General features: G+C 31.1%; 9 protein-coding genes and 1 pseudogene. 4 read left to right on the forward strand and 6 right to left on the reverse strand.

Features of this window, described 5'->3' with window-relative positions:
• Window positions 1-47: 47 nt before the first annotated feature.
• Window positions 48-2,144 carry an amidase domain-containing protein gene (locus tag ACF91D_RS25750; RefSeq protein ID WP_107548801.1) on the forward strand — a complete coding sequence of 699 codons (2,097 nt, stop codon included), beginning with the start codon at window positions 48-50 and terminating at the stop codon, window positions 2,142-2,144.
• Window positions 2,145-2,308: 164 nt separating this feature from the next.
• On the opposite strand, the gene ACF91D_RS25755 is transcribed toward ACF91D_RS25750, so the two are convergent.
• Both ACF91D_RS25755 and ACF91D_RS25760 read right to left on the reverse strand, forming a co-directional pair.
• A complete protein-coding gene (locus ACF91D_RS25755) occupies window positions 2,309-4,165 on the reverse strand; it encodes a hypothetical protein (protein WP_259338872.1) in 1,857 nt (618 codons plus the stop codon).
• Window positions 4,166-4,512: 347 nt separating this feature from the next.
• Entirely contained in the window at window positions 4,513-5,247 is a 735-nt protein-coding gene (locus tag ACF91D_RS25760; RefSeq protein WP_107548787.1) for a DUF536 domain-containing protein, read from the reverse strand.
• A gap of 408 nt (window positions 5,248-5,655) precedes the next feature.
• Here ACF91D_RS25760 and ACF91D_RS25765 point away from each other — a divergent pair, with 408 nt between their 5' ends.
• The 3 genes and pseudogenes from ACF91D_RS25765 (at window position 5,656) to ACF91D_RS25775 (ending at window position 7,782) form a co-directional block, all read left to right on the forward strand.
• Complete coding sequence (locus tag ACF91D_RS25765; RefSeq protein WP_119605232.1) at window positions 5,656-6,627, forward strand: replication initiator protein A; 972 nt, start codon at window positions 5,656-5,658, stop codon at window positions 6,625-6,627.
• 16 nt (window positions 6,628-6,643) lie between these two features.
• Window positions 6,644-6,946, forward strand: a pseudogene (locus tag ACF91D_RS25770) (protein rep); the annotation flags it as partial.
• 626 nt (window positions 6,947-7,572) lie between these two features.
• The gene (locus tag ACF91D_RS25775) at window positions 7,573-7,782 is read left to right on the forward strand and encodes a hypothetical protein (RefSeq protein ID WP_142921741.1); all 210 of its coding nucleotides are present in this window, start codon (window positions 7,573-7,575) and stop codon (window positions 7,780-7,782) included.
• Between the two features lie 195 nt (window positions 7,783-7,977).
• On the opposite strand, the gene ACF91D_RS25780 is transcribed toward ACF91D_RS25775, so the two are convergent.
• The 4 genes from ACF91D_RS25780 to ACF91D_RS25795 all read right to left on the reverse strand — a co-directional run bounded on the left by ACF91D_RS25780 (window position 7,978) and on the right by ACF91D_RS25795 (window position 10,489).
• Complete coding sequence (locus tag ACF91D_RS25780; RefSeq protein WP_119605234.1) at window positions 7,978-8,346, reverse strand: hypothetical protein; 369 nt, start codon at window positions 8,344-8,346, stop codon at window positions 7,978-7,980.
• Between the two features lie 310 nt (window positions 8,347-8,656).
• Window positions 8,657-9,109: a DUF334 domain-containing protein gene (locus tag ACF91D_RS25785; RefSeq protein WP_318758374.1), complete on the reverse strand. Its 453-nt coding sequence runs from the start codon at window positions 9,107-9,109 to the stop codon at window positions 8,657-8,659.
• Window positions 9,110-9,137: 28 nt separating this feature from the next.
• Entirely contained in the window at window positions 9,138-10,127 is a 990-nt protein-coding gene (locus ACF91D_RS25790) for a relaxase/mobilization nuclease domain-containing protein (RefSeq protein ID WP_107545149.1), read from the reverse strand.
• Window positions 10,109-10,489 (reverse strand): plasmid mobilization protein, encoded by a 381-nt coding sequence (locus ACF91D_RS25795; RefSeq protein WP_119605236.1) that lies wholly within the window; start codon window positions 10,487-10,489, stop codon window positions 10,109-10,111. Before ACF91D_RS25795 ends, ACF91D_RS25790 begins: the two co-directional genes overlap by 19 nt.
• Window positions 10,490-10,698: the final 209 nt, after the last annotated feature.

Below are 10,698 nucleotides of genomic sequence, written 5' to 3' on the forward strand. Positions count from 1 at the left end.
TAGTTTGTACATAGCAAAGTAATCTATTTTAGAAAAGAGGTATTTTCATGAAGCAACAAAAATTATTAGTCTTTTTACTTTCAACATCTTTACTTATTCCATCATTTTCTATCAACGATGTTAGTGCCGAATCTTTAGAAAAAAGTGCCACAAATTCTGAATCAAATGACGTGTATAAGGAAAAAGATGAGGAGCAAGCTAAGCAATCACATTCATCAAAAAATGGAAATGATGAAAAGGAAAATAGTGACCGTAAGAGTAAGTTAAATAGTACAAAAGATGAAAGGACTACAGAAGATATTAATAATAAAAGACACAAAACTTCTGATAATGAATCATCCAACGAAAAAATACCGAGTTCATTTGAAAATTCATTTAATGATTCATCGTCTTATGATAGTTTGAATGTTTTCAAGCCAGAACCTTTTAAGAGTGACAAGGATGGGCTATCTGAATTATTAAATCAACTGTTTTCTAATAATAAAGTGAAACAAACTTCTACTATAGAGAATAACAATGTACAAAACGAGAAGAATGAGAGTAAAAATGATGATACATCTATAGATCAAATAAATCCAAAAACGACAAATTCGGATGATAGTGACGAATCAAATACTAACAATTTAGAAAAAAATAGTGATAAGGGTTCACTCCAAGATGACATTGATGATGTACAGTCATCTGAGAAGTCAGAGAACGATGATATAGATAATAAATCTGAATCAAACAAACTTCCAGTTGATAAAAATCAAAAAAAAGATGATGGTGAGTCAAAACAATCCTCCCAACAAGATCAATCTTATGAAGAAGCAAATAATGATGCTGATGATTTAGACAACAAAGATAATGACACACTTGCTACTGAAAACGATAATGCCAACAGTGATAACGAAAATGCTGATAAATCAGATACAAAATCTGACGATAAAGTATTAGATGCAATTTTAGACGAGTATAGTGAAGATGCTAAAAATAACAAAAAACAATATGATGCTAAAAAAGATGATTTATCAAATGGAAATAGTAAAAGTAAGGAAAATAATTCTGAGAAACAGGCATCGAATACAAATGCTAACCCTCAATTACCTTCTGAATCACAATTAGCTAAAAAAGAAAAGCCCGCTCAATCATTTGAAAACGACATAAACCAATCAAACATCAGATCTACTGCAACTTTCCAACAATTGCCAAATTTATCGGATGATAATAACAATTCTAACGATATAACAATTACTGAAAGTAAAAATACACGAGATTTTATTAAAACAGTTGCACAAGACGCTCACGACATAGGTCAAGATGAAGATATTTATGCATCTGTTATGATTGCCCAAGCCATATTAGAATCTGACTCAGGCACTAGCGATCTTGCTAGTTCACCACATTTCAATTTATTTGGAATAAAAGGAGCTTATGAAGGTCAGTCGGCTACATTTAATACACTCGAAGATAATGGCAACCATACGTTCCAAATTCCAGCAAACTTCCGTAGCTATCCAAGCAAAAAAGAATCATTGGAAGATTATGCCAATTTAATCAAACAGGGCATCGATGGTAATCAGGACATTTATAAACCAACATGGAAAAGTGAAGCTTATAGTTACCGTTCAGCAACAATGCATTTGGCTACCACATACGCGACTGATTCACAATACGCGGACAAATTAAATAGTATTATCAACCACTATGACTTAACACAGTTTGATAATAAAAAAATGCCTGATTTAGATAACTACAAAGCGAACAACGATGATTATGATTCAGCTTTCAAACCATTTTCAGAAACAACAAATGACTCTCCTTATCCTCATGGGCAATGTACATGGTATGTTTATAATCGCATGGCACAGTTCGACAAATATGTGAGTGGTGATTTAGGCGACGCACGAAACTGGAATAATCGAGCAGAAAGAAAAGATTATGCTGTTTCTTCAACACCAAAATCTCACACTGCCGTTGTATTTGAGGCAGGTCAACAAGGAGCAGACCAGATCTACGGTCATGTAGCTTTTGTAGAAAAAGTTAACGATGATGGTTCTATCGTTATATCAGAAGCAAACATTAAAGGACTTGGTATCGTTTCTTATAGAACAATTGATGCAGATGCTGCAACTGAATTGAGTTACATTACAGGTAATAACTAGTAAATTTAAATATTCCCTTTATTTTATTTATTAAAGTGTTTAATTTAACTTTTAATCATTCAAAATACAAATGCTCCATTCAAAGTGAACACTAGTAAGTGGAACTTTGAATGGAGCATTTTAAATATACTATATGAATTAACTCGTACTAAATACGTTATAATTTAATATTTACAATTTTTCGATTTATTTCGTTTGGTGAACCATATTAATCCACCACCTATAATGAAAAGTAGAATCCCTAATGGAATCGTTGATTTTTTTACTACTGTTCCTGTATCAGGTAAAGAAAAATCACCATTATTGTCAAATAAACCACTTAAAAAGCTACCCGAGGAATCACCTAGAGATAAAGCACGCCCAGGCGAAGGATTAGATATATCCTTAATTCCATCTAATATACTATTTCTATTGAATAAATCGTCAAATAGACTTGGTGTACCAAGTAATTTTGAATTTCCACTTAATTTTCGCATCTGTTCATCTCTGTCTAACAAACTCCCATCAAATTTATTTGATAAACTTGGCGTATATTTTAATGGTTCAAACAAACCATGCATATCATCTTTAAATTTACTTATATCTTTATCAGCCTTTAATAAATCATTCAACTCATTATTAATTCCCGATTTCATTAGATTTAATAAGTTATGCTTAGAATCTTCTTTTTTGGCAATAACGTCAGCAAGCGCTTTAGCTTTAGCATCATTTAATTTCGTAGCTAGCATTGTTTCTAAAGCTTTACGTTTATCATGAGATTGGTCCAATATATTTTCTAAAATATCATCGCTTGTAACATTGTCCCCAAAATGATGTTTGATTAAAGCTACAATTTGTTCGTTACTCGGATTTTTACGCATTATTTCACCAACGATTTTTGATGTATCTATATGATCAAATTTAGTTAATAGTATCGTTTTAATAAGGTCTTGCTTATCAGATGTTTTATCAAACATAGATTTTAAAATATCATCACTCGTAGTAGTAGATAAGTTATCTAACTCACTAACAACTTGACTCGCGATTTGTTGATCTGTTTTACCTTTTGTATCTATACGTTCTAAAATAGATTGTGCACTCTTTTCATCAAAAGTACCACTAACAATATCTTTTACAGCTTGTTCTTTATTATTTACAGATTGTAAATGATTTAATACAACGTCATTTTGTTTCTTTAGACTTTGTTGCGTTTTTTCTATTTCTTTTTTCAATTTTTCTTTGTTTTTAGCAGATATTGAGTCTCGTTCAGAAAGCTTTGAATCCAATATCTTTAAATTATTTTCTTTATTTTCGACATAATAATCTAAATTATCTTTTACTTTTGAATGGTTTGTCGTAACTTTATCGATGTCTTTTTTAATTTCGTCTGATTGTTGCATTTGATTACTCTCAGTATTAGATGTATCTTTAAATGCTAAACCGTCTTGGTTGTTTTCTTTAACAGCGCTTTTGTCATTTTCTGAAGTTGTATTTTTATTTTCTTCACTATCATTCATATCTGCTATATCTTTACTTTCTTCATTTAGTTTACCCATATCAACTAAATGAGATATATCTTGCTTTGTATCTCTTTGATTTAAATTAGCATCAAACGTATTATCTTGCAGGCCTTCTTGATCGAACAAGTCAATACTATCTTGTTCTTTAATATGGTTAGACTTTTCTTTAACAGAAGAAGCTATATATTTTTTACTATCTAACTCACTTTTCACACTTTTCTTATCTTCAGATACTTCCTTTTTGTCATTTTCAATTAAACGACTCTGCACTTTATTCTGTTCAATGGTTTTATTATCAACTTTTTTTGCTTTCTTCAATATTGCTTCAACTTCTTCTATGCTTTTAGCTTTTGTAATTTCTTTAATAGAAGCATCTTTCTGACTATCTTTGATGTTTTTTAATTTATCAATTTTCTCTTTACCTTCTTGAATGCGTTTTTCTAGCGTATTTTCACTATTCGAATGTGTCTCAATATTTAAATCAGCCTTATCTTTTGCTTCTACTGATGGTGTCGAAGTCATACTATACCCCATCAAAGAAGTGCTAATAATGAGGGCCATAGTAGAAAATTTAAATTGATGATTTAATCTGGTTTTATTACTTAAATTATTATACCTTAACTTTTTCATTAAATTCACCTTTCTTCTAATTATTCATCCTCATTATATAGGTTATATAACTTTATTCAAATAGCAATATTGCTATACTATATCATTAAAAAATAAATTTTATGTCCAAATTTATTGATAAATTAACTTACATTTAAAAATGAAAATGATTATCAGAAGTTCCGATGATACAAATATAAATGCTACAAGTTATTCAACTTGTAGCATTTATTTAATGAATATGATCTTTTAAACTATTATTAGCCACCAAAAAAACGGCTCCAGAAGCCTTTTTTAGATTTCGTTTCTTCACCCTTTTCGTCTATATCAGTATCGTTGTCATTTGGATTAGATGGAACATCTTTTTTTTGTGCTTCTTCTTGCATAATTTTATCGCTTTTACTTTCAGATATATCCTTGTGTGGAACCTCTGTTTCTTTTTCCTGATATTGATTAATATTTACAGAATCATTAGTATATTTTGCTTCTTGTGCATCGACGTTTTGTCTATCATTAACAGATGTATCAAAGGAATAATTAAGCTGTCTCTCTTCCTCTAATTGATTCTCTAACTTTTGAATCTTTTTATTACTCTCTAATGCTAGAACTTGCTGATTCTCAAGCAATTTTGATCTTTCCTGCAACTCTTTTCTGTAGAATTCAATTGTTATTTCATGACGACTTTCTTGTTTTTCAATTTGATCATTCAAAGTATCAATCTGATTTTTAAGGATTTCTACTATTTGAGTATCACTTTTGGATTCAACATTAATATTATCCGACTCTTTTTTTTGTTTGTCTTCAGTAGCACTTTCAAAACCATATTTCTTTTTATTTTTATTTACTCTTTGAATGATTTTCTCTATGTCGCCATCTTCTTTAATAAACGAAGTGTTTTCCTGTTTTATTGTCTCTATATTCAATCGTTTAATGTTATTGAAAATCGTTTGCTTACTAACCCCTAATTCTTCACTCAACATTTTCACACTTTTCATACCATCAACCCTTTTTAAAATATTTATCAATCCTTTTTAAAATATTATAAGCTTATCATGACTGTTAATAAAGCAATTGATAAATGAAAAAACGAAAATACCATCAACCTTTTGTCAAATATTTATAAAAGGTTGATGGTATTTATCAAGATTTTATAAACCCTTGATAACCCTACATTCCCTCTTTTATAAGCTTATTCAAAGTGCTATAATAACCTTAATACAACAAAAACCCCAACTACTGGTAATAGTCGGGGTTTGGTAATAAAACGTTGCAGCACGTTTATAAATATTTTGATATCTGTATTATATACAACTATATCATCAAAGTGCAAGCAAAAAATTTATGTGTTCTTGTAATGTTTTATTACCTCTATCCAAAATTAGAATAGGAAAGGGGTTTTTATTATGTCTAGAAAAAACATAAAAAATCAGGCCAGTCAAAATTTCTATATGCTACACAAAGTATTATTTATCAATGAAAAATATAAAAAGCTAAGTGATAGTGCAAAAGTTACCTATGCAATTCTTAATGATAGAGTAAGTTTATCTATTAAAAATAATTGGATAGATCAAAATGGAGATATATATTTTATTTTTACAAATGAAAATCTTCAAGAAGTATTAGATAAAAGTAAAAATACAATAACTAAAATTAAAAAAGAATTACAAGAAGTAGGTTTATTAGAACAAGTTAAAACTGGCTTTAATCGACCAAACAAACTATACCTTCATGAAATTGAAACAAATATAAATATTGAAAAAGAAATACAAAATAGCACTGTAAACAAGGATGAATCAAGTTATAGCAAGGACTCCCATTTTTTGGGAGTCCAGAATCCCAAAAAACGGGAGTCCAGAATCCCAAAAAATGGGAGTCCAGAATCCCAAAAATTAGACCCTAATGATACTGACTTAAGTAATACTGATTATATAGAGACTGAGAATAATGATACGTATGATATGAATGATATATATAATAATTCAATAAGTCATGATCATTCGGATCATACAAATCATCAACAAACTGAATTTAATAATGAGGCGCTTAAGTTCCAAGTCCTTGAAGAATTGCCGCAACAACTTCAAGGCTATTTAAGTAAATTTGAAATTAGAGAAATACGAATTATTAAAAGTATATTACTCAAAGGGAAGAAATCATTTAATAATACACATGATACCTATTATCGTTTAGAAGATGTTGAGTTTGAAATTGTAAGTGTGTTGAAACGTTTTAAAGCGATGCTGCTACAAAAAAATGAAACCGTTGAAGCTATGCAAGGATATTTAATGCAATCGATTAAAGTTGAACTTGAAGAAATACACGCACTTAATATGCGTCGTCAAAACATGAAACAACATAATATCTTTAACCAATAATTTAGATAATCTTATAGCAATCAAAGAAACCTCAAAATATTCGGTTAAGTCATCTGATTTTTTAACTGATGATGATGAAAGAAATCAAGAAATCGTAAATGATTTGGAAAAAGGTTTATACCGAAAACGCATGTTGAGTTATGGTGGTTTGCTTAAACAAAAACATAAAATTTTAAATTTAGACGATTCTGAAGATGGCAATTTGATTAATACAAGTGACGAAGATAAAACAACAGACGAAGAAGAAAAAGCACATTCAATTACGGCAATTTGGAATTTTGAAAAACAAAATTATTACTTAAAAGATTTGAAACGTTAGCTTAAAAGCTAGCGTTTTTTTATGTTTTTTTGCCCCTGCGGGAACTATAGCGTTCAATCGGCATGGTTGCCCAATTTTCATGTTAATTTTTAAATTTGCATATAACTGGGCAGTGTCTAAAAAATTAGTCACTGGTTTTGCTCAAATTTTAGTTGGTGTAATTAAAATATATTTATTTGGCTCATATTTGCGTTTTAAGAGCTTATATACCTTTTTAGGTATAAAACTATATGATTTACCCCTAAATCTTTAAAATGCCCCCTTAAAATGCGAAATAATGTTATTGGATTATCACACGCAAATTTTGTTTTTAGCACCACACCTTTTTGGGTGTGTAAGTGCGCCCTTGGATATTTAAAATTATTTATTTGGGTCTACTGAGTAGACAAAGGAAATTGACGTATTTATGCTAAGTTTTTTGATTTTCAAAATTTTATATAGAGAATTAGGTGATTTTATTGTTTAAGGATTTCTTTTTAGCGTTTGTATTTTTTATTATTATTTTTTTACTCTTAACTATATCGGATTATGTTTTTTTGGCTGATATTTATTATTTTAAGAATTTCATTTCGACAACAGTTATATTGATTTTTATTATGTGTGTGATTGGTAAAGAATGAATGATTTTGAAGGAATTAGCATTAAAAGGAGATGAGTATTACTTGGTTGGTTTATTAAAAAGAAATATAAATGCATTAATTTTTCCAATAATATTTTCGTTAATATTATCTGCAATATTAACTTTTCTAATGGGAACTGTAATTGGTATATCATTAGGAATTTTTTGTGGTGTTATATTTGGAGCGATGTTTGGGCATGAATTAGATAAAAAGTAGTGTGGGCATTTATGCCGAGAAAATTTATTGTGCGTTGAGAAGAACCCTTAACTAAACTTGCAGACGAATGTCGGCATAGCGTGAGCTATTAAGCCGACCATTCGACAAGTTTTGGGATTGTTAAGGGTTCAGAGGCTCAACGTCAATAAAGCAATTGGAATAAAGCAATTAGATTATTTATTACTTAAATTTTATTTAATCGCGTTTAGAGGATGAGAAATAGATTAACAAGGAAGTAAGGGATAATATTATTAAGCTTATAATACTTAATAATATTGAAAAGCTTGATGCGTTAAATGGTTTGAAGTAACTACCTGAATTATAAATATTTATAAATAAATTTGTAGATGACCATGAAAGCAGCATACCTAATACTTTTACTAATAATATGTATATGATTTTTTTGAATTTGAATATATATATATATATTCCTATTCCGATTGAAATGATTGTAAATATTATATATCCCCAGATTTGACCTGTGTAATAGTCCATTGATAAGGCTATATATTCGATAGGTAAAATGGCTAATATATAGGGAATAATGCTTTTTAAGTATTTCATTATTAAAACCTCCTGCTTATAAATATGGAGCTAGTAAAAAATCTATATATGATCCAGGTTCTCACATAATTGCTCCATATGCTTTACCTAATATTTCTTCGAAAGCGTATAAATTAAGAAATGTTAAGACTTATTAGATTTAAAAAGTGTATTCAATTATTGGATACACTTTTTGTTTTTTTGAAACGAGTGAAAACGAGTTTCTTCTTGTCTTGATATTATATAGAAATAACGTTCTTTTTGAAATAGGCATTCATCGATAAAATCGATGAATGCCTATTTATTTACTGACTTAATAATTTTTTAACTTTTACTTTTCAAATAGTCTTAAAAGACTTAAACAAGCCCATAAAACTAAAATAAAGAGTATATAAGGGACGATATAAGCGATATACCATAAGTAGCCCCATACTGATTGTGTATGTGTAATCGTATGATGTAAGGCACTGTACATGATATCAATACCTAAAACGTTTCCAATCGGACCAGTCACAATGGAAACTAAGGCCATTAATAAAATAACGAAGTATAGGGCACCAATACCATGCGTCATACTTTTGATACTTGATTTAAACGTACTATTCAACTTTTGATTTTCTTTTAAACTGTTGTTCAATACTTCATGATGTTCTTGGTTGGCCATTCGAATCCCTTTAAGATCCTCATACATCCCATCTTTTTCTTGTCTAAACGCCTTTGCGACATCCTCAGTTATATGTTTGGTATCAATTTTTGCTAACATTTGATTGGAAATTTTAATCACTTTGGTTTCTGTTTTATCTAAGTAGTTTTTAAAGTTCGAGGTCGAAGCCTTTAGTTCGCTTACTAATTGTTGGTTCTGATTCGATCTGTTTTGCTCTCGCTGCTCGAGCTCGATCATCCTGTTCCCGAGCTTCGCGTTCTGCTCTTTCAGCTCGTTCACGACGTTTTCGTTCATTGAAGAGGGCTTGGGTTGATTGGTCGAAAGATGACCAGTTAAGCGTTGTTCTAGATTGTCTATGCGTTGATTGATCTGTTGGAGTTCGTTCAGGAGTTGTTGATTTTGATTCGTATTTTCTTCTTCTACGTTGTTTCTCGGTTTCAAAGCCATGTGTAATGCCTCCTTTGTCATAAATATCACCTAGTTTGCTGCCACGTACTTTTTTATCTGCTTCTATATGTCTATAAGTGATGGTTTTATCCGTCACACGTTCAACAATGATGCCTTTCGGACGTAATTGTTCTTGAAAACTTTCCATATCTGTCGCTTGTGTTTCATCAACGGCTAATCGGATATCATTTTTCCATGATGATTTCCCTTTATCTATGAGATTTTGTTCAGCTTGGGTGTAGCGCATCTCTGCTTGGTTGTTGGGAATGGATAAACCATGATGTCGGCATACCACATCATTTGCTTGTCTGACGTCTTTAAGTGCTTGTTTATTATTATTGAATTTTTTCCCTGTTTCTAAGTTGATGGCATTAATCACGATATGATTATGTACATGATCGGTATCACTATGCGTATAAATCGCCACTTGATGATCAGGCGCTATTTTTTCGGCTAGTTCTAAACCGAGTGCATTACACTGTTCAGGGGTCACTTCTCCTGGTTTGAATGACTGGATAATCACATGACCTTGGTTGCCGTCTGTTTTACCGTAAACTTCGCGAGAAGCTTTAAACGCACTTTTCGCATAATCGATGTCGCAATTTAAACCACTTTTTTCCTCAGCGCGTTTTTCTGCATAGTTAATGGCTCGTGATGTTGATTTCGTAGCACTTATTTTAGTTGTTGCCATATATGATTCAACTCCTCACGCATGATGGCGATATCTTGTTGCATTTGTTCCATATTTGCGCGTTCGCCATACGTATTTAAAGCTTTCGCGATTTGGTTTAAGTTGCTACCCAACTTACCCATATCTTTGGCCATCGATTGGCGCGTGACTTTGTCTAATTTGGGCGCCACTAATCGAGCCCCTTGTGCTTTGTTTTTAACAAACAAAGGCACACTCATATTCAAAGTTACAGCCGAAGCCTGTAACTTTGAATATTCGGATTCACTCACACGAAAACTAATTTGTTTCGGTGCCTTGCGGTCGGGGATTTGGTTTTTCCCGACAGCTTCGTTACCTTCAATCATTGTTTTACGTTCGCTCATAATCCCACCTCGCTTTCTAACGAAAGACACGTTGTTCCGTTGATTGTATTATAACATAATACAATCTTTCTCACATCGTTTCAGAGGTTTGGCAAGCAATGGGAATGCTAGCCACTTTGTGCCTAGATACCCTGCTTGTTGGTGGATGAATCCCCCAAGCCCCCTGTGATTTTTTCTGTGAAAAAATAGCAAATACTCATGAGTATTTG

The organism is Staphylococcus sp. 231237_7MaSpsaltlick, from assembly GCF_043107035.1.

Excerpts from the sequence above, each read along its gene's own strand:
- ACF91D_RS25750 (WP_107548801.1), top strand. The coding sequence starts at position 48 with ATGAAGCAACAAAAATTATTAGTCTTTTTACTTTCAACATCTTTACTT.
- ACF91D_RS25755 (WP_259338872.1), bottom strand. The coding sequence starts at position 4,165 with ATGACTTCGACACCATCAGTAGAAGCAAAAGATAAGGCTGATTTAAAT.
- ACF91D_RS25760 (WP_107548787.1), bottom strand. The coding sequence starts at position 5,247 with ATGAAAAGTGTGAAAATGTTGAGTGAAGAATTAGGGGTTAGTAAGCAA.
- ACF91D_RS25765 (WP_119605232.1), top strand. The coding sequence starts at position 5,656 with ATGTCTAGAAAAAACATAAAAAATCAGGCCAGTCAAAATTTCTATATG.
- ACF91D_RS25780 (WP_119605234.1), bottom strand. The coding sequence starts at position 8,346 with ATGAAATACTTAAAAAGCATTATTCCCTATATATTAGCCATTTTACCT.
- ACF91D_RS25790 (WP_107545149.1), bottom strand. The coding sequence starts at position 10,127 with ATGGCAACAACTAAAATAAGTGCTACGAAATCAACATCACGAGCCATT.
- ACF91D_RS25795 (WP_119605236.1), bottom strand. The coding sequence starts at position 10,489 with ATGAGCGAACGTAAAACAATGATTGAAGGTAACGAAGCTGTCGGGAAA.